Annotated in this window: 19 protein-coding genes and 6 pseudogenes; 13 read left to right on the forward strand and 12 right to left on the reverse strand. The window is 37.7% G+C overall.

Going from position 1 to position 25,577, the window contains the following annotated elements:
- Window positions 1-136: 136 nt before the first annotated feature.
- A pseudogene (locus tag LEUFL_RS10780) lies at window positions 137-1,137 on the reverse strand (YeiH family protein).
- Between the two features lie 101 nt (window positions 1,138-1,238).
- On the opposite strand from LEUFL_RS10780, the gene LEUFL_RS13370 reads away from it, so the two are divergent.
- The 3 genes from LEUFL_RS13370 to LEUFL_RS0100845 all read left to right on the forward strand — a co-directional run bounded on the left by LEUFL_RS13370 (window position 1,239) and on the right by LEUFL_RS0100845 (window position 3,436).
- Window positions 1,239-1,565, forward strand: a complete 327-nt coding sequence (locus LEUFL_RS13370) for a LysR family transcriptional regulator (RefSeq protein ID WP_308736771.1) — start codon at window positions 1,239-1,241, stop codon at window positions 1,563-1,565.
- A gap of 8 nt (window positions 1,566-1,573) precedes the next feature.
- Window positions 1,574-2,056, forward strand: coding sequence for a LysR substrate-binding domain-containing protein (locus LEUFL_RS13375; RefSeq protein WP_308736772.1), 483 nt, complete (start codon window positions 1,574-1,576; stop codon window positions 2,054-2,056).
- Window positions 2,057-2,158: 102 nt separating this feature from the next.
- The gene (locus LEUFL_RS0100845; protein WP_010006853.1) at window positions 2,159-3,436 is read left to right on the forward strand and encodes an MFS transporter; all 1,278 of its coding nucleotides are present in this window, start codon (window positions 2,159-2,161) and stop codon (window positions 3,434-3,436) included.
- Between the two features lie 113 nt (window positions 3,437-3,549).
- On the opposite strand, the pseudogene LEUFL_RS12550 reads toward LEUFL_RS0100845, so the two are convergent.
- The 7 genes and pseudogenes from LEUFL_RS12550 to rpmH all read right to left on the reverse strand — a co-directional run bounded on the left by LEUFL_RS12550 (window position 3,550) and on the right by rpmH (window position 7,682).
- Window positions 3,550-4,123 (reverse strand): annotated as a pseudogene (locus tag LEUFL_RS12550) (xanthine phosphoribosyltransferase).
- A 72-nt stretch (window positions 4,124-4,195) separates the two neighbouring features.
- Window positions 4,196-5,110: a magnesium transporter CorA family protein gene (locus tag LEUFL_RS0100860; RefSeq protein ID WP_010006856.1), complete on the reverse strand. Its 915-nt coding sequence runs from the start codon at window positions 5,108-5,110 to the stop codon at window positions 4,196-4,198.
- 22 nt (window positions 5,111-5,132) lie between these two features.
- The gene (locus LEUFL_RS0100865) at window positions 5,133-5,600 is read right to left on the reverse strand and encodes a GNAT family N-acetyltransferase (RefSeq protein ID WP_010006857.1); all 468 of its coding nucleotides are present in this window, start codon (window positions 5,598-5,600) and stop codon (window positions 5,133-5,135) included.
- The gene (gene lepB / locus LEUFL_RS0100870) at window positions 5,569-6,171 is read right to left on the reverse strand and encodes a signal peptidase I (RefSeq protein WP_010006858.1); all 603 of its coding nucleotides are present in this window, start codon (window positions 6,169-6,171) and stop codon (window positions 5,569-5,571) included. The genes LEUFL_RS0100865 and lepB overlap by 32 nt, the downstream gene beginning before the upstream one ends.
- Before the next feature lie 96 nt (window positions 6,172-6,267).
- The gene (locus LEUFL_RS0100875) at window positions 6,268-7,107 is read right to left on the reverse strand and encodes a YidC/Oxa1 family membrane protein insertase (protein ID WP_010006859.1); all 840 of its coding nucleotides are present in this window, start codon (window positions 7,105-7,107) and stop codon (window positions 6,268-6,270) included.
- A 25-nt stretch (window positions 7,108-7,132) separates the two neighbouring features.
- Window positions 7,133-7,480 (reverse strand): ribonuclease P protein component, encoded by a 348-nt coding sequence (gene rnpA, locus LEUFL_RS0100880; RefSeq protein WP_010006860.1) that lies wholly within the window; start codon window positions 7,478-7,480, stop codon window positions 7,133-7,135.
- 61 nt (window positions 7,481-7,541) lie between these two features.
- The gene (rpmH, locus tag LEUFL_RS0100885) at window positions 7,542-7,682 is read right to left on the reverse strand and encodes a 50S ribosomal protein L34 (RefSeq protein WP_216761525.1); all 141 of its coding nucleotides are present in this window, start codon (window positions 7,680-7,682) and stop codon (window positions 7,542-7,544) included.
- A gap of 602 nt (window positions 7,683-8,284) precedes the next feature.
- Between rpmH and dnaA the strand changes: the two genes are divergently transcribed.
- From dnaA to gyrA, 6 genes and pseudogenes are all read left to right on the forward strand, one after another.
- Window positions 8,285-9,631, forward strand: a complete 1,347-nt coding sequence (dnaA, locus tag LEUFL_RS0100890; RefSeq protein WP_010006861.1) for a chromosomal replication initiator protein DnaA — start codon at window positions 8,285-8,287, stop codon at window positions 9,629-9,631.
- 208 nt (window positions 9,632-9,839) lie between these two features.
- The gene (gene dnaN / locus LEUFL_RS0100895; RefSeq protein ID WP_010006863.1) at window positions 9,840-10,973 is read left to right on the forward strand and encodes a DNA polymerase III subunit beta; all 1,134 of its coding nucleotides are present in this window, start codon (window positions 9,840-9,842) and stop codon (window positions 10,971-10,973) included.
- Between the two features lie 168 nt (window positions 10,974-11,141).
- Window positions 11,142-11,560 (forward strand): annotated as a pseudogene (gene yaaA / locus LEUFL_RS10790) (S4 domain-containing protein YaaA).
- Window positions 11,542-12,656, forward strand: a pseudogene (gene recF, locus LEUFL_RS0100905) (DNA replication/repair protein RecF). The pseudogenes yaaA and recF overlap by 19 nt, the downstream one beginning before the upstream one ends.
- A gap of 47 nt (window positions 12,657-12,703) precedes the next feature.
- Window positions 12,704-14,709: pseudogene (gyrB, locus tag LEUFL_RS10795) on the forward strand (DNA topoisomerase (ATP-hydrolyzing) subunit B).
- A 64-nt stretch (window positions 14,710-14,773) separates the two neighbouring features.
- The gene (gene gyrA, locus LEUFL_RS0100915; RefSeq protein ID WP_010006868.1) at window positions 14,774-17,329 is read left to right on the forward strand and encodes a DNA gyrase subunit A; all 2,556 of its coding nucleotides are present in this window, start codon (window positions 14,774-14,776) and stop codon (window positions 17,327-17,329) included.
- Window positions 17,330-17,401: 72 nt separating this feature from the next.
- Here the strand turns inward: gyrA and LEUFL_RS0100920 are convergent, their stop codons facing one another.
- On the reverse strand, window positions 17,402-17,656 hold the full coding sequence (locus LEUFL_RS0100920; RefSeq protein WP_010006869.1) for a PspC domain-containing protein: 255 nt from the start codon (window positions 17,654-17,656) through the stop codon (window positions 17,402-17,404).
- Window positions 17,657-18,094: 438 nt separating this feature from the next.
- On the opposite strand from LEUFL_RS0100920, the gene tyrS reads away from it, so the two are divergent.
- From tyrS to LEUFL_RS10800, 3 genes and pseudogenes are all read left to right on the forward strand, one after another.
- Window positions 18,095-19,348 (forward strand): tyrosine--tRNA ligase, encoded by a 1,254-nt coding sequence (gene tyrS / locus LEUFL_RS0100925; protein ID WP_010006871.1) that lies wholly within the window; start codon window positions 18,095-18,097, stop codon window positions 19,346-19,348.
- A gap of 19 nt (window positions 19,349-19,367) precedes the next feature.
- The gene (locus tag LEUFL_RS0100930) at window positions 19,368-20,357 is read left to right on the forward strand and encodes a D-2-hydroxyacid dehydrogenase (protein ID WP_010006873.1); all 990 of its coding nucleotides are present in this window, start codon (window positions 19,368-19,370) and stop codon (window positions 20,355-20,357) included.
- A 214-nt stretch (window positions 20,358-20,571) separates the two neighbouring features.
- Window positions 20,572-21,977: pseudogene (locus LEUFL_RS10800) on the forward strand (NAD-dependent succinate-semialdehyde dehydrogenase).
- 149 nt (window positions 21,978-22,126) lie between these two features.
- Here LEUFL_RS10800 and LEUFL_RS0100940 read toward each other — a convergent pair.
- The 3 genes from LEUFL_RS0100940 to LEUFL_RS0100950 form a co-directional block, all read right to left on the reverse strand.
- Window positions 22,127-22,843, reverse strand: a complete 717-nt coding sequence (locus LEUFL_RS0100940) for a LytR/AlgR family response regulator transcription factor (RefSeq protein WP_010006874.1) — start codon at window positions 22,841-22,843, stop codon at window positions 22,127-22,129.
- Window positions 22,840-24,135, reverse strand: a complete 1,296-nt coding sequence (locus LEUFL_RS12555) for a GHKL domain-containing protein (RefSeq protein ID WP_081458691.1) — start codon at window positions 24,133-24,135, stop codon at window positions 22,840-22,842. Before LEUFL_RS12555 ends, LEUFL_RS0100940 begins: the two co-directional genes overlap by 4 nt.
- A gap of 100 nt (window positions 24,136-24,235) precedes the next feature.
- Window positions 24,236-24,610, reverse strand: coding sequence for a PaaI family thioesterase (locus LEUFL_RS0100950; protein ID WP_010006877.1), 375 nt, complete (start codon window positions 24,608-24,610; stop codon window positions 24,236-24,238).
- A 32-nt stretch (window positions 24,611-24,642) separates the two neighbouring features.
- On the opposite strand from LEUFL_RS0100950, the gene menB reads away from it, so the two are divergent.
- The gene (gene menB / locus LEUFL_RS0100955; RefSeq protein WP_010006879.1) at window positions 24,643-25,479 is read left to right on the forward strand and encodes a 1,4-dihydroxy-2-naphthoyl-CoA synthase; all 837 of its coding nucleotides are present in this window, start codon (window positions 24,643-24,645) and stop codon (window positions 25,477-25,479) included.
- Window positions 25,480-25,577 lie beyond the last annotated feature (98 nt).

Here is a 25,577-nt window from a genome sequence, read left to right on the forward strand (position 1 = left end):
AAAAAAGATTACATTTTTTGGCACTCGATGTCAATAGAGAAATAAATTAGTTTTAATTAATGAATAAAAATTTATTTATTTCAATATAAAAAACCTCTTGAATAATATCCAAGAGGTTTTTATATTACTTTTTTATTTAGAACAACACTTTAATCAGCACAATCGCTAAGATAACTTGAAATACAGCGGTAACCAATCCATACGTTAAGAACTTGCTACCTGACTTCTTAATAGTATCAATTTTGAGATTCAAACCAATTCCTGCTAAATTAACAACACCAAAGAAACCAGCGATTTCTTTAGCACCGGAAGTAACAACACTCGGCACACTCACAAAACTATTAATGAGCAAAAAGATAATAAAGCATGTTACGAACCAAGGCACTTGCAAACCATGCTTATGTGTTATTTCAGGTGTACCTGCCATTCTTGACTTTTTTGAGCTGTTCGGGCGAAAACCAAAACAACAACTGTCAAAAGAATGACACGTAACATTTTGAACAGTGTCGCGTAGGTTACCACAGTAGGATTAATCAAAGCAGCTGTTCCAACAACTTGACCAACAGACTGAACAATACCACCGACCAAAGCACCCAATAGTAGATTATTATTTCCCAAAATTTGTGGTCCTAATACAGGCAAAACTAACAAAAGTACAACACCGGCTAAACTAACCGTTGCAACTGTTGTTCGACGTTGATCATCAGTAGCGCCGATAACAGGTGCTACTGATGCAATTGCACTTGAACCACAAACAGCATTTCCAGCTCCCATTAACATGGCTGCTTGGTTCGATACTTTAAAGATACGACCACCCATATAAAGTACGACTACGATTGTCAATGTCATTTGAATCAAAATAAACAATATACCATTAATACCTAGGCTCTCAATTGTTTTTAGCGTAACAGTCAATCCCATTAGCGCAATACCAACTTCGATTGGATATTTTTCAGCCCACTTCATCCCTGGTGCAAAAGAGGCACGACTTAGTACAGTATTCCCTAATATAATTCCCAACAACATTGCAATGGCTTCAGCCCCTAATGATGGTAAGAATGGCGATAATAATTTGGCAATTGCCGATAAAATTAAGGTCGCAATAATACCACTTATCATATTCGATTTAATTTTCATCACATTTCTACTCTCCACAGTTGATAAAGTTAGTTTAAGATGTTTATAATCATTTGTAAAATAAATTTTTTAAATACTTTCTATTAAATAAGGTAATAATTATGTTTAAACTACTTGAAACATTCATCACTGTCTTTGAAACCCGTAATTTTTCCAAAGCAGCGACCCAACTTTTTATTTCACAGCCCACTGTCAGCGTTCATATTCATCAATTGGAAAGCGAATTAGGGACAGCGTTATTCACTCGTAATGGTCGTACTGAAATCATACCGACTGAACAGGCCAAACAATTCTATCCCCAAGCACTTACAATTATTGATGAATGGGCGGCTGCGCAGCATGCCATTACGCAACACAATAATCAGCGTGTGATTTTTAGAATTGCTGCATCACATACAACAGCAATTAGTTTTTACCTCAAGTATTAAAATTTTTAATGCCAAAAATTGATACATTAGATATTCATGTTGAAATGCAAAATTCCGAACGTGTTTTGGAAGACGTCAGCCAACATAAAATTGATCTTGGTCTCATTGAAAAGCCAATTACAGCTGATAACGTCATGCGCCAAATTGCAATGCATGATCAATTAGTGTTAGCAGGTTATTCTGATCAAGCATTATGGTTAATCCGTGAAACGGGATCTGGTGTCTATCATTACACTCAACAATACTTTAAAATTCACAACATCGTACCAAAGCACAGTATTACTGTCGCTAGTAATGATACAATTATTGCTTTACTTCAGTCAGGCATCGGTCAATCTATTATTTCTGAAAAAGTACTACCATCAAATATTCCCTCTACACCGTTAAGTGAAGAATTTAAACGTGATTTTTATCTCATTTCACCACAACACACCGAAGATCAAACAGTCCGCACTGTCTTGCAAGATATTTGGTCTCACTTTAAACCGTAAAATTAAATTACACATGTAATCTTTTCTAACATCAAAGCTAGTGTTTTGTTCTCATTGTATTTAAGATAAGAACTAGATTCTCTTAAAGGAGTGTGAATAAATATGCAGGTCAAAAATGAGAAGTGGATCGCTGGTAATATCATTAAAGGCTCCTTAGGTAATTTAGTCGAATGGTTCGACTGGTACATCTATGCTTCCTTTTCCGTTTATTTTTCTGGTGCTTTTTTCCCTAGCCATGATCAAACAGTGACATTACTTAGCGCTGCAGCTGTATTTGCCGTTGGTTTCTTAATGCGTCCCTTTGGTAGCTTTATCATGGGTAAATATGCAGACCAACGCGGTCGACGTGCCGCATTAACATTATCCGTCGTCATCATGGCCGGCGGTTCCTTAATCATTGCACTAACACCAACATATGCCACGATAGGTATATGGTCCCCAATCATTTTGATTCTCACGCGCCTCCTTCAAGGTATTTCCTTAGGTGGTGAATACGGTACTTCAGCTACCTATCTTTCTGAAATGGCAAGCCCTAAACGTCGCGGTTTCTATGCGTCCTTCCAGTATGTCACTTTAATTAGTGGTCAATTACTTGCCCTACTGGTTCAAATTGTTTTACAATTTACCTTCACAGATGGTCAACTTCATGAATGGGCTTGGCGTATTCCTTTCATTATTGGTGCCCTAGGTGCGGTTATTGTTCTTTACCTTAGGCTGTCCATGGCAGAATCCACACAATTCGAAAATGCTGCTAAGAAAAAAGGCCAAAAAGGAACACTGCATCAATTAGCAAAATATCCTAAACAAGTGATTACCGTTGTTGGTTTAACGCTAGGTGGTACTATTGCCTTTTATACTTACACAACATACATGCAAAAATTCATGATCAACACACTACATCTCCCCGCTCAACGTGTGACTTGGATTAACTTCTTTGCCTTATTTATTTTCATGATTCTACAACCTGTCTTCGGCTTATTATCAGATAAAATTGGTCGTAAGCCTCTCCTTTATTGGTTTGGTATTTTGGGCACCTTACTCACTGTGCCAATATTTGAGGGCCTTCAAATATTAGCCAGCCCCTTATGGTCATTCTTCTTAATGCTAGCCGGGCTATTAATTGTAAGTGGTTATACATCAATCAATGCCATCGTTAAAGCAGAACTATTTCCAACTGAAGTTCGTGCACTTGGTGTTGGTTTTCCTTACGGCTTAACCGTCGCAATTTTTGGTGGTACCGTTGAATATGTTGCCCTATGGCTTAAAGATAATAACCATGAAAATCTATTTTTCTATTACGTATCCGCTGCAATTTTGATTAGTTTGATTGTTTACGCACGAATGTTAGAAACGTCTAAAAATTCACATCTTGATAAGTAAACACAAAAAAGCACTCCTCGAAGTGCTTTTTTATTTTATCTACCAACCATACGTATGCATTCCGATTGCTAGCTATTTAAATCGGTGGCATATCATGAATGTTTCACGTGAAACTATTCAGTTGCAAAAACTACCTGCCCATTTTCAAAATTCGAAATACGCGCTAGCGATACAACATCGATACCTTGCGCATCTAATATAGCGCGCCCCTTTTGAAAGGCCTTTTCGATAACAATGCCAACACCAACAACATAAGTACCAGCTTGATGACTGATATCCAATAATCCTGAAATTGCTTGCCCATTAGCTAAAAAATCATCTATCAATAAAATATTTTCCCCACGATTTAAAAACGATGATCAATCATAATGTGATTGGTTGTCTGTTTAGTAAAGGAATACACATCTGCTGTATACACGTCATCAGGTAAGGTTAAGGATTTATTTTTCGGGCAAAAATCACCGGTACATGTAAGGCTAAACCAGTAAACAATGCTGGTGCGATACCAGACGATTCAACTGTCACAACTTTATCAATTTTATATTTAGCAAATGCTTGCGCAAACGCTTCACCTAAATCTTGCATGAGTTCAGGATCCACTTGATGATTTAAAAATGTATCCACTTTTAAAATATCATCCCCTAAGACACGACCATCCTTTTGAATACGCTGTTCCAATAATTTCATATGTTACGATACTACCTTTCTCTTTTTACTGCTTATCCAGATGCCGCATATGATTAAAACAAGGATTGCTGATTATTTTCTAAAAAAGCCTGAGCGCCATAAGATGAATGTGGTCACACCCATCAAGAAAATAGTAATACCAATTGTAATTAACCAGCTATATCGTTCAGATGCCCACGGTAAAGCAACGTTTTCACCGTAAAATCCCCCAACAATTGTTGGCATCGTTAAAATAATAGAATATACAGTGAGCATTTTCATCGTCCAGTTCAATTCCTGATTACTTAAATAACCATAAGCATCACTAACGGAGTTAATCACATCCATTGCTAAATCAGCCATTGTTTTAGCTTGATCCACTTCAACCAGTACATCATCGATATGCTCAAGTGTTTTGGCCGTCACTTGTGTACTAAAGTCGGCACGAAAATTCTTCAGCATTGCTGCATTATTAGCCAAGGAGTTTTGTAAATAAATGAGTCGTGTCTTTAACTGTACAAGTTCTTCTAAACGTGCCCATTTTTGATGTTTTTCGCTAATACGCGCTTGTACAATGCGCCTTTTGCGATTAATCTCGACAATATTATTGATATACTCTGTCACTAATTGATACAAGCCAGAAAATATCAAATCAACAGCATCTTCTTTATCAACACCACTGCCGTCGATAAAGGCTTGACGCACATGTGCTGTATGCTCATGTGCAAAAGTATATATAGACCGATGTTCTGGCATAATCATTATGCCAATCGGTTGAGTTGCGACTTGCATGAGATCAGTATGATCCGTAATAACGTCAAAAACCATTAAAATCTCGTCGGCCTGCACATCATACTCGACACGAACGCTTTCATTATGGTCAATCGCATAATTAATCATTTCCTCAGTTAATTCGTAGTCATCAACAAGTTGACGGCGGTCATGTGGCGTCAATCCAACAATATGAAACCAAGTATAGTCTTTTGTTTGTTTTAAAATTTCAATCATATTACTCCATTAAACGACATTTTTACTTCATTGGATCACGATAGGTTATGTTAGGCGGTACAGCCAACGTTGAATGACGTACTGGTACCATCCCCTCACGTTCATAAAATTTTTGTGCACGTTGATTAGCAACCACCACTTTAAGTTCAAGTGGTTGCTCAACGCGCTGTCTTGCAGACGTTAAAAGCATTTTACCAATACCTCGGCCATGCCACTCCTCTTTAATAAATAATAAATGCAAAAAATTTTCATTTATATTTAAAGATGAAAAGCCGACAATCTCATGATTAATTTCTGCAACTTCAATATTTTCTCCAATAATTGCGGTATAAAAATCATCTAATCTCGGCTGTTTAAGCCAATGAAAATGATACTGACGGCTAACTAAATAAATACGCGCAAGTGCGGCCAAATCTTCTGGTTGCACTGCGCGTAAAATTAAGTGTGATAAAATATGCTTATTTGTCGAAAAATCGTTTTGATTGTTCATTGACATTGCCCTTTGCCGTTTTATCAGTATTCCAAAATGGCACAATCACTTTACCATTAACATGTTTCTTTTCAACGAAGCCAAATGTTCGACTGTCATTGGAAACTGATCGATGATCACCTAAAACAAAGTAGCTATTCTTAGGCACAACACTTTGATTCCGATCTTTAGCTTGCCAAGTATTGCTCTTTGACAAGGTTGTTAATGACCAATCTCCCCATGTACCACTACTACGTTCGGTCAGACCGATGTAATCTTGATCAACTAACTTTCCGTTAACATAGAGATTTGATCCCTTATGTTCCACACGATCACCACTAACACCAATAACGCGCTTCACATAATCTTTATGATCACTTTTATTATTAGGATCTTCGTGTCTTGCATCGAATACAATCACATCCCCACGTTTAATATTGGCCTTGCGGCTTTCAATAACAAATTGATTATTAACCAAGTTAGGTTCCATTGACGGTCCCTTAACTCTTACTGTGACAAACCAAAATTGAATAATATATGCAATAAGTAAACCAATTGCTATGGGAATAACCCAATTTTTAATAAATTTCATGTGTACACCTCTTACATAGTATCAATTATAACAGTTTTTCAAAATATACTCTGAAATAAAAAATCAGGTACACACTGTACCTGATTTTTTATTTTGTTATTTTTTACGACTACGCTTAGCTTTCGCAATTTTACGTTGCATCCTCTTTTCGGCTGCTAACTTAATTTCGCGTTCACGCTTAATCTTAAATGGATTCTGGTAAACCAATGTCTGTGCTGTTTGAAAAGCATTAGACACCACCCAGTATAGTGACAAAGCACTTGGCACTGCTAGCGCTGAGAAAAATATGACAACTGGGAAAATATACGGCATAAATTTCGTAACGCCACTTTGATCTGGATTAGATTGCATTGATAACCACGATGAAGCAAAAGTAAACACTGCAGCTAATATTGGCAAAATAAAGTACGGATCACGATTACCTAATGCTAACCATAAAAATTCACCTGAACGTAATTCTTGAGAACTTGATATCGCTTGATATAAAGCAATCAAAATCGGCATCTGCACAATTAATGGTAAGAATGACGCAAATGGATTAACGCCAGCTTCTTTATATAAGGCTTGCTGTTCGGCCATCATCAATTGACGACTTTCAGTATCTTTACCCGGATATTTAGCTTGCAATGCTTTTAGTTTTGGCTGGACAACTTGCATCTTCATCATTGAGCCAATAGAGAATACCATCAACGGCAAAATCAATAACCGGACCATAATGGTGAAAACAACAATTCCCCAACCATAATTAGACCCAAACCAATGCGCCATTCCAAGTATAGAACTTGTAAAGGCTGCAACAAACGCGTTCCATATGTTATTACTGGCAATGTGTCCATCATAGGTTACTGCAGCAATAATCATAATGATCAATGCTATAACTGCAATAACAATGGGCACTACGCCAATCTTCTTTAAAATAGATTGCAATTTTTTCACAAATTTTCTCCCTATGACCACGCGGTTACGCGTCACTTGCTAATACATTTGCAAGTTTTAAGACATGTACAATCTGTTGTTTTACAAAATGTTGATCTTGATGAGCAATTGCAGGTCTTGCAATAACCAATAGATCAAGTTCGTTTGGTATGAGTGGTTTTAATTCCAGCAGACTTTGACGTATTCGGCGTTTTACCCAAACACGATCATGCGCCTTCCCTATCTTTTTACTAACAGATAGACCCAACCGAAAATGTTTTTGACCAGGTTTATGTAATTGATAAACAATAAAATATTTATTTGCAACCGAATGATGCTTGTTAAAGACCATCTGGAATTCTTCCGGCTTTTTTATTCGAAATGTTTTACGCATAGCTATCTCCAGAGTTCACATTAACTTAAAATAAAAAGGCCACTGCATTGCAGCGACCAACTTAGGCAGATAATACCTTACGGCCCTTTGCACGACGGCGAGCCAATACTTTACGACCGTTGCTCGTGCTCATGCGCTTACGGAATCCGTGTACGCGTTCACGATGACGCTTCTTTGGTTGGTATGTACGCTTCATGTGTATTCACCTCCATTCGCGATTTTTTCCTGCAAAAACTTTGCAATTCGGATTTAATAATACCACGAATCTGTTTGAATGTCTACTTTCTATGAATAATAACCTAATATTTGGTTATGGAATGAAACATATACCCAATTTAAGGTGCCTTAAGACTTTCTTAACTATTCACAAGATTATCCCAAAGAGCCCACAGCCATGTGTATAGGATCACTTTAATTTAATATTATAAACATCGATGCTAACAAGTTATCCACATATCCACAGGGTGTTTGTCCCTAATTGTGGATAATGTGTATAACAACCTCATAAGGTGTCCTTTCAAACAAGAAGGAGTGGAAAACCTTGTTAGCTTGTGGATAACCCACACATTTGTTCGTCTTAGTATGCACATCTGTTGATTTTCGTTTCCCACAACTGGGGATATTCTCAATTATTGTCGTTTACCTGTGGAAAACTGTTTTCATCCTTGTTATAATAAGTTTTGCTTAACTGTTCAGTTTGGATAGTTTAGCGTGTCATCCATGAGCGTTTTTCAAAAAAACACCGTGAATCACGCTTGCAAGCACTTTTTTGTGTTTGCTCACACGCTTTGAAGGAGATTTTTCGTGACGAAACCAATTACAAAAGAAGAATTATGGTCTCAAGTCAAAGCCAAATTTTATCAAGAACTTGGCCCAGTTTCATTTGAATCGTTTATCGAGCCACTGCACCCCATTAAATTAGATGATTCTAGTTTCGTATTTGAGGTACCAGAAGAAGATAGCGCCGACATCATTGAAAATTGGAATAAAGCTTTTGCCATGAATTTTGTCCAATATGCTGTTGAAATTACTGAAGGTTCTTTTATTAAACCAGAAATTAAAATTGCACAGCCTCAAGCTATAAAACAAGAAATCCCAGATAACCCAGCATTCCGACGAGAATCTGATTTAAATGAACATTTTACCTTTGAATCTTGGGTTGTTGGTTCTGGTAATGAACAGGCAACAGCGATTGCTCGTGCTGTTGCTGAAGAACCAGGAACAAATTGGAATCCTTATTTAATCTTTGGTGGTGTCGGCTTAGGTAAGACTCATTTAATGCAAGCCATCGGCAACGAATATGCCAAAACGCATCCCCAAGCACGTATTAAATACGCCACTACCGAAGATTTTACTAACGATTTTACCGACTCACTTAGAGCAGGTGAAGGTGCAACTGCGACATTCAAGCGTGACTACCGCACTGTTGATTTACTACTCATTGATGATATTCAATTTTTGTCTGGTAAAGACAAAATTCAAGAAGAATTCTTCAATACATTTAATGCCTTAACTAAAACAGGGCGTCAAATCGTGATGACGTCCGATCAATTACCAAAAAATATTCCTGATTTACAACAGCGTTTAACGACCCGGTTTGAAGCTGGTATCTCAATGGATATTTTAAAACCTGATCTTCCAACACGTGTTGCTATTCTACAAAATAAAGCAGAAACTGATGGTCTCAATATTCCTCGCGATGTTTTGGAATTAATTGCCGAAAAAGTTGATAATAACGTACGTTCGCTAGAAGGGGCCTTTCACAAATTTGAAGCAACATTACGCTTTATGAATAAACCCGCAACAAAAGAAACCGCCCAACAAATACTAGGTGATTTAAATATTAATCAAGGTTTTGATATTACTGTGGAACGTATTCAACAAATTGTAGCGGACTATTATATGCAAACAATTGATGATTTAAAAAGTAGTAGTCGCAAAAAAGATCTTGTTAATGCGCGTCATATTGCAATGTATTTAACGCGTACACTGACTAACGAATCATTACCAGATATTGGTCGCTCATTTGGTGGCCGTGACCATTCTTCAGTATTACATGCAACAAATAAAATAACCGAAAAATCTGAAGCAGATCCACGGATGAAAGAAATGTTGGATGCTTTGACTGATGAAATTAAGAATGGTAAATAACTAAAGCGTATAATAATAGAGAGTAAAACGTATTGTTTATAACTCAGTAAACATGTGCTTGCTTTTCCACAGCCTTGTGAACAAGTCAAAGTTATATGTTTGTTATTCACATTGTACTTTCCCACAAGATTCACAGCCCTTATTATTACTACTAGATTATTTAATCTAATTATTTAATAACTATGCACTGCTATTTGAAGGAGCCATCATGCATTTTTCAATCAATCGTCAAAATTTTATAAAATCATTAAATGCTGTATCTCGTGCAATTTCATCACGGACAACAATTCCAATTTTGACTAATATCAAAATCGAAGTATCTGATACTCAACTCACTTTAACTGGATCCAATGCAGATATTTCAATTCAAACACGTATTCTTGATTCGGATACAACAGCAGAATTAATCATTAAAGAAACGGGAGGTATTACATTACCGGCTACTTTCTTTAGTAACATCATTAAACGTTTACCAGCAGATACTTTTGAATTGAAATTAGAAGGCTTACGCGCTGCCATTACATCAGGTGCTTCATCTTTTACTATTAATGGTCAAGATATCCAAAACTATCCACAATTACCTGAAGTTGAAGACGCAGAGAGTTTAAGTGTTTCTGCAGCTCAATTGACAGACATTATTTCGCAAACAATTATTTCAGCTTCTACCCAAGAAAGTCGGCCAATTCTTACAGGTGTTCATTTTCAACTGACAGGTGATAGTGTTAAATCAGTAACAACAGATTCTCATCGTTTGTCACAGCGAATTGTGACGTTAACAGGCGCAGATGCACAAGTGAATGCGGATGTGATTGTACCAGCAAAATCATTTAAAGAATTGGGTGCAATGTTGGAAGGACAGGACCGTGTTGTCATTAAATTAACAGCTAATCAAGCTGTATTTGATTTAGGGAACACGACATTCTATTCACGACTACTGGAAGGGAACTATCCAGAAACAGATCGTTTGATTCCAACTGAAAGTACAACTGAACTTATGATTAATGCGATGACATTATTGGGTGCTATTGATCGTGCTGCTTTGTTGAGTCATGAGAGTCGTAATAATGTTGTGCAATTAACAATGAAAGATAATACTGCTGTTCTATCAGGTATGTCTCAAGAAATTGGACAAGTCAAAGAAGCCCTAGATGCTAAGAAAGTTGAAGGGGATGATTTAGAAATTTCATTTAATCCAGATTATGTACGAGATGCATTACGCGTATTTCACGATAAGGAAGTTGAATTACAATTCACGAGTAATTTACGACCATTTACAATTACGCCAGCTGGAGAAACAGATAATAAACAGTTACAACTTATTACACCAGTGCGTACATTTTAATTCACTGCATTTTGCTTATTTTTATTTAAAAGCCAAATAACGCGTTAGGACTTATTTGAACCTAAGTAAGCCAGTACGGTCTAAAATTGCTTAAATTAGATTTTAGACCGTATTTTTTGTTTTTAAGTTTAAAAAACGGTATAATACTTATATAACTATGATGAAAAGGTGCGCAATAAATTAGTGAGCGATGTACATATTACAACTGAATACATCACTTTGACACAATTGTTGAAAGAAGAGAACATTATCTCAAGTGGTGGACAAGCCAAGTATTTTTTGGGTGACGATGATAACAAAGTGTTTTTAAATGGTGAACCTGAGAATCGACGCGGTAAGAAACTTTATGCAGGTGACCTTGTTAGTATTAATCATCAGGAATATACGATTAAACAAGCAGACAATGCAGCTGAATTAATACCCATCATGCAAGAAAAAAGGCAGCACGTGCTTTAGCGGCTAAGCGAACAATTCGAGATGATCGCATTAAGTCTCAAAAAGCAGCGGCGGCAAAAGCAAGAAAAGAAGCACGATTTGAGAAAATACGGCGATCAAAAGGTCCAAGTTCATGGAACTCACATCGCTGAGTCTTCAAAATTATCGTAATTATCATGATTTATCCCTAACTTTTAGTTCTGGGGTCAATGTTTTTTGGGTGAAAACGCACAAGGTAAAACTAATCTGTTAGAGAGTATCTATGTGCTTGCGTTAGCACGTTCACATAGAACGAGTAACGATAAAGATTTAATACAGTGGCAGCAAAAAGAAACCACTATTTCAGGCCGTGTTCATCGGCGAACGGGCGATTTACCGTTATCTTTGAACTTTTCTAATAAGGGAAAAAAGGCACGTGTTAATCATCTAGAACAATCAAAACTTTCTCAGTATGTTGGACAACTCAATGTCATTTTGTTTGCGCCAGAAGATTTAGAATTAGTTAAGGGTGCGCCTACAATTCGTCGGCGCTTCATTGATATGGAATTTGGGCAAATGAATCCGCTGTATTTGTATCATTCTGCGCAATATAAGAAAATTTTAAAAAATCGTAATGCTTATCTAAAACGGTTGCAATTAGGTCAAACAAAAGATACGGTGTTTTTAGATGTCTTAACTGAGCAATTGGTTGATACAGGCTCACAAGTTATTTTGGCGCGTCAGGCATTTTTGAAGAATTTAGAACTAGCAGCACAACCTATTCATACCGAAATTTCAAATCAACAAGAAAAATTAACTTTAAAGTATCAAAGTTCTGTTGATTTATCTGAAAATACTAATATTGATCAGATAAAAAGCCAATTTTTAGAAAGTTTAAGGCAACAGTATCAACGTGAGAAAAGTCAGGGGTCAACAGCACTTGGCCCGCATCGAGATGATGTCCAATTTTGGGTTAATGGTAAAGATGTTGCGACATTTGGTTCCCAAGGACAACAACGAACAGCAGCCTTATCTGTTAAATTAGCAGAGATTCATCTGATGCAACAAGAAACAGGGGAATACCCTGTTTTGCTATTGGATGATGTGTTGAGTGAGTTGGACGCAAGCCGTCAAACGCATCTATTGTTGGCCATCCAAGATAAAGTACAGACCTTTATTACAGCGCCAAGTCTTAGCGATGTGGCAAAACAGTTAATTCATGCCCCAAAAGTGTTTCACGTGAAACAAGGTCAAATAACTGTTGAATAGCATACATAATGATTACCAATGTAGATCAATTCTCTGGAGAAAAATATATGTCAGAAGATCAATTGAACGAATTTGAAAATAGCGAAATCATCACAGATGATGAAGAAATACAGCATGCTAGTACAGTGAAAGCGCAAGCAGCTGAATATAATGCTGATCAAATCCAAGTACTAGAGGGCTTGGAAGCGGTGCGTAAGCGACCTGGAATGTATATCGGGACAACGACTTCTCAAGGACTACATCATTTAGTTTGGGAAATTGTTGATAATGGTATTGATGAAGCTTTAGCTGGATTTGCACAGCACATTACTGTAACAATTGAAGCAGATAATTCAATTACTGTAACAGATGATGGTCGAGGGATTCCGGTAGATATTCAAACCAAAACTGGCAAACCAGCGTTAGAAACAGTCTTTACTATTTTGCACGCCGGCGGAAAATTTGGCGGTGGCGGATATAAGGTTTCTGGTGGACTACATGGTGTTGGTGCATCCGTAGTTAACGCTCTGTCAACTGAATTAGATGTTAAAGTGGTCCGTGAGGGTAAAGTTTATTACATGGACTTCAAAACTGGTCGGGTTAACACGCCAATGACTATTTTGGATGAAGCACCTACTATTGAACGTGGCACAATTGTTCACTTTAAACCAGATACAGATATTTTCCGTGAAACCATTACCTACAACTACAATACTTTATTGACACGTGTGCGTGAATTGGCCTTCTTAAATAAGGGATTACGTATTTCGGTTCAAGATAAGCGGCCAACAGATGCCGTTAAGGAATCGTTCCACTTTGAAGGTGGTATTAAAGAATACGTTGAGTACCTCAATAAAGATAAAAGCGTTATTTTCCCAGAACCTGTCTATGTGGAAGGTGAAGAAAAGGGATTGTTGTTGAAGTTGCTTTGCAATATACAACAGAAGTTCGTGATAATTTACGTACTTTTACAAATAATATTAATACCTACGAAGGTGGGACACATGAAACTGGATTCAAGACAGCCTTGACGCGAGTAATTAATGATTATGCGCGTAAGAATGGGCAATTGAAGGAAAGTGCGGAATCATTAAGTGGAGAAGATGTGCGTGAGGGGATGACGGCCATTGTCTCAATCAAACATCCAGATCCACAGTTTGAAGGACAAACGAAGACTAAATTAGGCAATTCTGATGCCAGACAAGCAACAGATCGCATGTTTAGTGAAACATTCAGTCGTTTCATGATGGAAAATCCTGCTGTTGCTCGTCAAATTGTTGAAAAAGGTATTTTAGCGCAACGCGCACGTTTAGCTGCTAAGCGGGCACGAGAAATGACGCGTAAACAATCAGGACTTGAAATTGGTAATTTACCAGGGAAATTAGCAGATAACATCTCTAATGATCCAAGTTTGTCAGAACTATTTATCGTCGAGGGTGACTCTGCCGGTGGTTCTGCTAAACAAGGTAGAAATCGGGTCACACAGGCTATTTTGCCAATTCGTGGTAAGATTTTAAACGTTGGTAAAGCAACACTGGATAAAGTGTTAGCTAACGAAGAAATTCGTTCATTGTTTACAGCCATGGGAACTGGTTTTGGCAAGGACTTTGACGTTGAAAAGGCACATTATCATAAAGTCATCATCATGACTGATGCGGATGTTGATGGTGCCCATATTAGAACGTTATTGTTGACGCTATTTTACCGATATATGAGACCATTGGTGGATGCGGGGTATATTTATATTGCCCAGCCGCCTTTGTATGGTGTCTCCTTAGGTAACAATAAAGAAATGCACTATATTGATTCTGATGAAGAACTGGATGAGTTTCTTACTCAGTTACCATCACACATCAAACCTAAAGTACAGCGTTATAAGGGACTTGGAGAAATGGATTACGATCAGCTAGCTGATACGACAATGGATCCACAAAATCGGCGCTTGCTACGCGTTGATCCAACCGATGCTGAAGCAGCTGACAGTGTGATTGATATGTTAATGGGTAACGAAGTTGCGCCACGACGTGAATTTATTGAAGAAAATGCTGTTTTTGTAGAGAACTTGGATATTTAATGATTCAACTTATTCAAACGATTCAGTGAAATGGTTCGTTGACCATTTATGAGGAGTAAAAATTATGTCAGAACGAAATGACATGCGCATTAAAAATGCCAATTTGTCAGAACAAATGAAAACATCCTTTCTGTCATATGCAATGTCCGTTATTGTGGCACGTGCTTTACCAGACGTACGTGATGGTATGAAGCCGGTCCACCGACGTATTTTGTATTCTATGATTGAACAAGGAAATACACCAGATAAGCCACATAAAAAATCAGCACGTATTGTCGGGGATGTTATGGGTAAATATCATCCGCACGGTGATTCAGCGATTTATGAATCAATGGTACGCATGGCCCAAGATTTTTCTTATCGCCATATGTTGATTGATGGTCACGGTAACTTTGGTTCTGTTGATGGCGATTCTCCTGCTGCAATGCGTTATACTGAAGCACGATTATCTAAAATTGCGATGGAAATGATTCGTGATTTAAATAAAGATACGGTTAATTTTGTACCAAACTACGATGGTGAAGAACGAGAGCCAGAAGTATTACCAGCACGTTTCCCAAACTTACTAGTTAATGGTGCATCAGGAATTGCGGTTGGAATGGCAACAAGTATTCCAACACATAATTTGGGTGAAGTCATTTCAGCATTACACATGTTGATGGACAATCCTGATGTGACAACATCTGAATTGATGACGGCATTACCTGGACCTGATTTTCCAACTGGGGCTATTGTTATGGGAAAGTCTGGTATTCGTCGTGCCTATGAAACAGGTCGTGGAACAGTTACTGTTCGTGCTAAAGTTGATATTGAACAGACAAAATCTGGACGCGAACAAATTATCGTGACAGAACTACCATATATGGTCAACAAGGCGCGTTTAATTGAGCGTGTATCTGAATTAGTGCGCGATAAGCGTATTGAAGGGATTACGGGTATTCGTGATGAATCTGATCGTGAAGGCTTACGTGTCTCGATTGATGTGCGTCGTGATGCGTCGGCAAGTGTTATTTTAAATAATTTATATAAGCAAACGTTATTGCAAACGAGCTTTAGTTTTAACATGTTAGCTATCGATCATGGTAAGCCAAAGACGTTGAATTTAAAAGAAATTCTGGTTGCTTATCTGGAACATCAGCGTGAGGTTATTCGACGCAGAACTGCTTTTGATTTGAAGAAAGCGCAAGCACGTGCGCATATTCTAGAAGGCTTGCGAATTGCGTTAGATCATATTGATGCGATTATTAGCATTATTCGCTCAAGTAAAACCTCTGATGAAGCCAAAGGTCGATTAATTGAGAGTTATTCATTATCAGATAAACAAGCTCAAGCAATTTTGGACATGCGACTTGTTCGTTTGACAGGACTGGAACGCGATAAAATTGAAGATGAATATCGCAAATTAGAGGCATTAATTACTGATTTGAAAGATATTTTGGCACACTCAGCACGTGTTGATAAAATTATCTATAATGAATTATTAGATATTCAACAAAAATTTGGGGATGAACGTCGGACTGAATTACAAGTTGGTGACGTTACCAACATCGAAGATGAAGATCTCATTGAAGAAGAAGACGTTATCGTTACCCTAACTTCTAATGGCTACATTAAACGTGTACCAACCGCTGAATTCAAAGCACAAAATCGTGGTGGTCGTGGTGTTCAAGGAATGAATGTTCATGATGATGACGTCATTGAACAAATGGTATCAACTTCAACACACAATGCTTTGTTATTCTTTACTAATAAGGGTAAAGTTTATCGGATGAAGGGGTATGAAATTCCTGAGTACGGCCGACATGCTAAGGGCATTCCAGTTGTTAACTTGTTGAATTTTGACAATGACGAAAAGATTCAAACCCTCATCAGCGTCAGTGATCAAACGGCCGCAAGTGAGAGTTATCTCTTCTTCGTGACACAACTAGGTGTTGTTAAGCGAACAGCTGTGAAAGACTTTTCAAATATTAGAACGAATGGTCTAAAAGCGTTGACTTTACATGATGACGACGAAGTGCTTAATGTGATGATTACGAATGGTGAACAAAACATTATCATCGCAACGCATGATGGTTATTCTGTTAGTTTTTCTGAGTCAGATGTTCGTGTTATGGGGAGATCTGCAGCAGGTGTTCGTGGTATTAGATTGCGCGATGATGATATCGTCATTGGTGCAGATATTTTAAATCCCAAAGCGAATGTACTTGTTATTACCGAAAATGGTTATGGAAAGCAGACTGCAGCTACTGAGTATCCTATTAAGGGTCGTGGTGGTAAAGGTATTAAAACAGCTAATATTACAGCCAAAAACGGTTCACTTGTTGGTATGACCATTGTTGATGGCGATGAAGACATTATGTTGACAACCAATCAAGGTGTGATGATTCGCTTTACGGCTGATTCTGTCAGTCAAACTGGTCGAGCTACTTTGGGTGTTCGTCTGATTCGTTTGGAAAAAGAAACGAAAGTGGCAACCTTGGCTAAGGTTGATCCTGAGACCTTAGATACAGAAGGAACAGATAGTCAGGCAAAGGCAGTTGATGAGACGCAATCAGAGCAAGCGTCAGAATTATTATCACGTGCTCAAGATGATCAACAATCAACACATTCTGAAGAATAAAAAAGCCAGATATTAATCTGGCTTTTTTATTTATAACAGATGTGTTGTGGCTACTTACCAGAGCGCATCGAATTAAGGCCTATCGTGTTCATCCGGTGTTACATCTTTGCGGTTACCAGAACGAAAGTCTTGGTAAGGTTCAGCTGGGATAATTACCCAAGCCACAATATAGACAAGGATACCTGGTAAGAAGGGGAAAAATGATAGTAATACGAATATCAAACGTGTTGCTGTTGCGTTCCATCCGAAATATTCAGCAATACCACCAAGGACACCACCGAGAATACGATTTGAACGCGAACGTGTTAATCTTTTCTTATGACTCATGAGCTACCTCTTTTCAGTCAATCCATATAGTTAATTGTTATATTATTTATTGATTCTATTATATCGTTTTCAAGCTAAGATTGGTATTTTCACGCACGACATCAAGCGATTGTATATGTTTCACGTGAAAAAATATATTGAGTAATAACTAAAATGAATCATTACTTATTATCCTAGGTGCTTGACGGAATTTGATAATTACCGTAAACTAAAAATTAACTTGAAAGTAGTAATTGTTGTGTTTGTCCAGAAAGTTAGCGGGAATGAGAGCTAAACTAGCAACAGTTATGAATTACACAAGTCATGTATTGATATAAAATTTTAAATAATTTAGAGTGGCTGTGCCGTATGACGCAGCAATTTAGGTGGTACCACGGTATTAATCGTCCTAATCGTAGTTATTCGATTTGGGCGATTTTTTCGTAGGAAGGAAGAATGATGGATTTTTTGGAAGATTTGGAGTGGCGTGGTTCACTCAAACAGGTAACAGACGCAGCGGGATTACGAAAGGCAATGCAGGATGGGCAGATTGGCGCTTATGTTGGTGTTGATCCAACAGCTAGTTCGATTCATATTGGTAACTTAATTCCTTTGATGGTTTTAAAGCGATTCCAATTAGCTGGACATAAAGCTGTGATCATTGCTGGTGGCGGTACGGGAGCTATTGGTGATCCTTCTGGTAAAAAGAATGAACGCACTTTATTGTCTCTTGAACAAATTAATGACAATGTTGAAGCGCAAAAAAAGCAATTTCAGAAGTTATTTGGACATGATGATGATTTTTCTATCGTTAATAACAATGACTGGCTGGGACAATTAACATTACAAGAATTTTTACGTGATTATGGTAAGTTATTCTCTGTTAACGTTATGATTAAAAAGGATGTTGTGGCTTCTCGTCTAGATGCAGGTATTTCATTTACTGAATTCACATATCAAATACTACAAGGTATTGATTTTCATGAATTATGGCGCCGTGAAAATGTACGTCTGCAAATTGGTGGATCAGATCAGTGGGGCAATATTACGTCAGGTATTGATTTGATTCATACACTTGAAGGTAATGATGCACCAGCATTCGGTGTTACAATTCCATTAATGTTGAATTCAGATGGGACGAAGTTTGGCAAGTCAGAAGGCAATGCCATTTGGTTAGATGCGGAAAAGACATCACCTTACACATTCTATCAATTCTGGTTGAATCAAGATGATCGTGATGTGGTTAAGTATTTGAAGTTCTTTACTTTCTTGACTGTTGATGAAATTAACGAGCTTGAGGTAGAAGTTAAAGATAATCCTGGACAACGTCTAGCACAACGACGTTTGGCACAAGAAGTAACAAAATTTGTTCATGGACAAGCTGCTGTAGATGAAGCAGAGCAATTATCACAAGCGCTATTTAGTGGTAATATCAGTGATTTAAGTGTTAAACAAATTCAATCCGTATTTTCTGGTGTGCCAAGTTTTGAAGCAGAATCCCATGCAAAGAATATTGTAGATTTCTTAGTTGATGGTGGCGTGGAAAAATCAAAGCGTCAAGCACGTGAAGATGTTCAAAATGGGGCAATTACAATTAATGGTGAAAAAGTAACGGACGTAGCTTTTGAAGTTGACCCACAATCACATTATGAAGGACAGTATGTCTTAGTTCGACGTGGTAAGAAAAAGTATTTCCTAGGTATTGTTAAATAAACAATAGGAGTGTGAGATGATGAAAATTTTAATGTATGCAACGGTTGCTGATGAGTTACCTTATGCGCAAGCTTGGTCAGAAAAAACTGGTCATCAGATTGTAAATATTGAGGAGCCATTATCAGAGAATACAGTTCAATTAGCTAAAGGATTTGACGCGATTGTGACACAACAGACGATTGCTATCAAACCAATTGTTTACCAAACATTGTATGAACTAGGTATCAAGCAAGTCAGTTTGCGCCAAGTTGGCTATGATGTTTTAGATTTACCAAGTGCCTTTGCATCACATATACGCTTGTCTAATGTGGCTGCTTACTCCCCTCGTGCAATAGCAGAGTTTACATTAACACAATTGTTCAACATGATGCGTCATCAGAAAGCTTTTGACCGTGCAACGGTAAAGGGTGATTGGACTTGGGCAGCGGGTGGACAAGCACGTGAAATTCATCAACTAACAGTAGCTATTATCGGTGTTGGACGCATTGGTACGTCATTTGCTCAGATGCTTCATGCCCTAGGTGCCACGGTTCTAGGTGTTGATCCAGTTTATCATGCACAAAATGAGCCGTTTGTAACGTACACTACTTTGGATGAGGCATTAGCACAAGCGGATGTTGTGTCATTTCATACGCCGTTAAATGATGATACTCGGAACATGGCAGATAGTCATTTCTTTAAGCAATTAAAGCCCGGTACAATGCTCTTAAATATGGCACGTGGCGAAATTGTGGATATGGCTGTTTTAGAAGAAGCACTCGCAACTGGGCATATTAGTGCAGCAGCGTTTGACGTTGCGCCAAATGAAAATGATTTTATGAATCGTATTCAAGCGCCTGAAGATGTACCAGATAATATTCAACGTCTCATGCAGTATGACAATTTTTATCTCACACCACACATTGCATTTTATACAAATCTAGCAATCAAAAATATGGTGGAAATTGCATTAAATGATGCGATTCAGCTCACCACAGGTGGATTTACTGAAAATGAAATATTACGATAATAAAAAGCTACACAATGAGTGTGGCTTTTTATTATTGTGTAAAATATATCAAGTGATAAGATTGTGAAAAACATTATCCCAACAATGCTTATATTTCACAAGTTGCAAAATTCACGATGTTTTTTCTAAAACAAAGAGGACTATACTATGGGCAGATTATAAATTAGGTAGCGCTTACAAAACAAATCGCTACACATAGAGAGGAAGTAACAAGATGGCTTATCAAACAATTAATCCTTATACAGATGAAATAATCAAAACCTACGACAATCATGACGATGCGTATGTTGAAGAGGCGATTGAAAAGGGACATCAACTCTACAAAAGCTGGCGTGATGATCCTGTTGAAAGTCGAGCAGGGTTACTCTATAAGCTTGCTGATATTTTTGAAGCACGTGCTGATGAATTGGCAAAAGTATTAACTGTAGATATGGGAAAGCGTTTCGTTGAGGCACAAGGTGAGGTTGCATTATGTGTAGCAATTGCGCGTTACTATGCTGATCATGCAGCTGACTTTTTAAAGCCAGAACCAATTCAATCAGAAATGGGTGAGGCACAGGTAATTTCTCGACCAACAGGTGTTTTGTTGATGGTTGAACCTTGGAACTTCCCTTATTATCAAATTATGCGTGTATTTGCACCAAACTATATGGCAGGAAACCCAATGCTGTTGAAGCATGCTAGTAATACACCAAGCTCTGCCGTTGCCTTTGAAAAAGTTGTAAAAGAAGCGGGGGCACCCGACGGTAGTTTAACGAATTTATTTGTTGATTACGATCAAGTTAATCGTATTATTGCAGATGATCGTGTACAAGGTGTTGCGTTAACTGGTTCAGAGCGTGCGGGTCAATTGATTGCTGCTGAAGCGGGTAAAAATATGAAGCAGAGTTCACTAGAGCTTGGTGGTAGTGATCCATTTATTATCCTAGATGATGCTGATTTATCAGAAATCAAGAAAATCATTGCTGGTGCGCGGTTGTACAACGCTGGCCAAGTATGTACATCATCAAAACGTTTTATTGTTACTGAAAAAATTACGATAAACTAGTAGCGATGCTAAAGGAAGCGTTTAGTGAAGTGAAATTGGGAGATCCAATGTCTGGAAAAACGACATTAGCGCCATTAAGCACTAAGCGTGCCAAAGAAAATTTGACAAAGCAAGTGCGTGCGGCTGTTGAAGCTGGCGCAACGCTTGCATTTGGTAGCTTAGAACAAAATCAGCCAGCGGCTATGTTCGAGCCAGTTATTTTGACAAATATTACCAAAGATAATCCTGCTTATTATCAAGAGTTCTTTGGCCCAGTTGGTCAAATTTACAAAGTAAAGAATGAAGATGAAGCTGTTGCACTTGCAAATGATTCGCATTATGGCTTGAGTGGCGTGCTCTTTGCGGGCGATCCCGAACATGGTGCAGAAGTTGCTGCCCGAATTGAAACCGGCGGCGTCTTCGTGAATAGTTTTGGTGGCACTTTACCTGAATTACCATTTGGTGGTGTTAAGAATTCTGGATATGGTCGAGAGTTAAGCCACTATGGTATTGATACTTTCGTTAACAAGCAGCTCATTGTTACAAAAAAGCAGCCTATTGACCTAAATCACGCTACGGGTGGTTTTGTTTAAAATATGGCATCAAAAAAGCTTAACGATAACGTTAAGCTTTTTTAAAACATAAAAATATGCTTTATCTGTCCTAGAATAATAGCGAAATAGTGCATGCGTTGCCTCCTTAATTCGTACTGTCTTAGTATACGAAGTGACGGTGCATCACACTAAATACTTTTAGCCATTTTTGTATAACGTCTGGATACTGGTACCTCATCTTGATTGGACATCAACATTGTTTTATTTTGTGTATTGTAATAGTGAGCATGGTACTTATTAATGATATAGCCAGCGTGGACACGTAATAAATCATCGTGTAATTGGCAGCAGTCTTTCAAATTAGCACGCAATTGATAAATACGTGTTGTGGTGTGTATTTCAATATTATGTGAATTGGGGATGCTGGCAATGTATAGGATGTCGTTGAGGTCGAATTTGAGATGTGGATGTTGTGTTAAATGTAACCAAACTGGTTCACGTTGTGACATTAATTCAAGATGATTGAGTGCAACACTGATGGCTTCGTTCAGCTGTTGCTTAAAGTTGCTTTCAGGTCCTGATTTATCAATAAAGTCAAGGACCCCGATTTGATAGCGATACGTTTCAATGGCTAATTCTTGGTGTGTGGTGACAATAATGATCTGGGATTGACTATCATATTGACGAATCGCTTTAGCCGTGGATAAACCAGCATGAACAATATCTTTAATCTCTAAATCTAACAGAACAATAGTAGGCTTGGCTTCATTTTTTAGCGCCTTTAATAAAGCCGAGGGATTATCAAAACGATTGAGTGTCAATGGTGCTGCGTACTCAGTATGTTCAATGAGGTATTGGATGCGTTTTTGTTGTTGTAAATTGTCTTCAAGTAAATAGATATTCATAAGTTTTTTTGGATAGTAAAATTTTGCTGGAAGGTCTTGGGTGTAGCATGTAGTTCGCTAGATAACTCCATAAATGGATATTTCTCTATGAATTGCTGTAATATGGCTAAACCAAATCCCTGATGATCTGTCTTGGTTGAGAAACCTGATTGATGCATGCGCATTAAATCAGGCGCGGTTAGGTAAGTATTTTTGACTTGGATTGCAATATGTTGCTCGTATTCGATAAAAATGACATGCACTGTTTTATCTTTGCTGGCTGTTGCTGCCTCAATGGCATTATCCATAAGAATAGCAAGCGGACGGTATATATCCAAAATATTATTGAATCGCTTAAAATTGATATGTTCTGTGATTTCGATGGTAAAATTAATTCGCTTTTGTGTGGCTTGATGATGTTTTAAAACTAATAGTCCTTTTAAGCTAGCCGAATCAATGAAATGGAGATTTTGTATTGTTGCGCATTTTAGCAAGGACTTAGTCGGTTGAATCAAAGTATAGTAAATATTTTCAACATCATCGAAGTTCCGAGCAACAATCGCACATTCTAGGCTGGCTAGAATGTTTTTATAGTCATGTTGAAAATAGTGATGTGTGATGTTGGTCTGTTCTAAGGCTTGTGCATAGTTATTGATTTCTTTAATGGTGACTTCATGATTACGTAAATCTAGTTTTAAACGCCAAAATTGATTGCAGATAATCGGAACACAGATAAGGCTACATATAAGCATTAAGATAAAAATATCTAGCCAAATCGCACCTATAAATACATGATTAATAAACCAATAACCGATCATATCATTCAGTACTCTGATACCGATTGTGGTACATAGTAATACCATGGTAAATGTTTGATGTTTAGACAAGTAGTCTGTGGAATACCAACGGAGATGGTATTTTCTAAAAGCAAGTACCAGAAATAAAGATAAAATAGATAGCGTTGTCAATGCTAGAATGTTGGTTAATAAAATAGATGGGGATGGGAATAATGTCGTATACAGATTCTTTGGCCAATATACAATCAGGTGAGCTAATAAACTAAAGAGTGCGATAATGCGTTTTGGCAAATGTCGCATAAAATAGCAAGCTAAGCCGAACAAAATAATAAAATAGCATGAACTATTTACTGTTGTGTAGTAGCCTTCGGGTATTAATGGGCTCAAAAAGTGAACGGCAATAAGACTAGATAGCGCAATGAACCAGAATTTTTTTGGCCATGATTTTTGACCAAGTAATGTGATAAACCATAATAGCGATGTAACCGCATCAATGATCGTTACAATGATACTCACTAATATCAGAAAAATAAAACATAGAGGTAACCTTTACTTATTAAAATATTCACAATCTCAAAGTAATAGTATACCACATATATTAATGATTAAATCAGCACTACTTAGGTAGGACTTGGTTCTTTAATGTTACTGTACTAACACTGGTCAGTTGTTCATTAGTGTTAGTAATATTGACTTGCCATACTTGAATTGTGCGACCAATGGATATAGGTTTTGCTGTAGCGATCAGACAACCCGATGTCACTGGTTTTAAGTGGTGCGTCATAATATCAATACCAACTGCTACGCTACCGGATGTTTGTAGATTCTCATTTGCCCCAACTGAAGCAGCAGTTTCCGCCAATAAAGCATTAATGCCACCATGTACAATACCGTATGGCTGTTGAATGCTTTCTGTGACATTTAGGGTCATGATGACTTGATTTTGAGTGAGTTGTTTTGTGTTTATACCTAAAAGTTCTATAATATTCATAAGTATTAATCCCCTTTGAAAGAGAGTATAGCATGACAACAACTTGGACACCGGTAAAACAGTATCACGAGATTTTATTTGAAGTGAATGCTGATGGCGCAAATCCTGGCAAAATAGCTAAAATTACGATGAATGATCCAAAAACACATAATGCATTCACACCAGGAATGGTAAATGAAATGATTGAGGCATTTTCGATAGCACGTGACAATGCTAAAATCGGTGTTATTATTTTAACTGGTGCTGGTGATGAAGCTTTCTCTTCTGGTGGCAACCAAAAAGTTCGCGGTAATGGTGGTTATGTCGGTGATGATGGTATTCCGCGTCTTAATGTGTTAGATTTACAGCGTTTAATGCGTATTATTCCAAAACCGATTATTGCAATGGTTAAAGGTTGGTCAGTTGGTGGTGGCAATGTTTTGCAATTAGTCGCAGATTTAACAATTGCAGCTGACAATGCAAAGTTTGGTCAAACAGGTCCTAAGGTAGGTAGTTTTGATGCTGGTTATGGCTCAGGTTACTTGGCAAGAGTCATTGGTCATAAGCGTGCTAAGGAAGTTTGGTTTTTAAATCACTTCTATAGTGCACAAGAAGCCTATGCGATGAATTGGATTAATCGCGTTGTACCATTATCTGAAGTTGAAGTAGCAACGATAGAATGGGCTGATGAAATGTTAATGAAGTCACCAACGGCATTGCGCTTCATAAAAGCGGCTATGAATGCTGACACCGACGGATTGGCAGGACTACAGCAATTTGCTGGGGATGCCACAATGCTTTATTACACTACAGATGAAGGTAAAGAAGGACGAGATGCCTTCAAAGAAAAGCGTTCACCAGAGTTTGATCAATTCCCTAAATTCCCTTAAGCGTACAAAAACAGTGTCATTTGCTATTAGCGAATGACACTGTTTTTTATTACCATGATTTTTAGTCGAATGAAATCGATAGTAATGGGAGTATATAA

Source organism: Leuconostoc fallax KCTC 3537, from assembly GCF_000165675.1.
Lineage (GTDB): Bacteria > Bacillota > Bacilli > Lactobacillales > Lactobacillaceae > Leuconostoc_B > Leuconostoc_B fallax.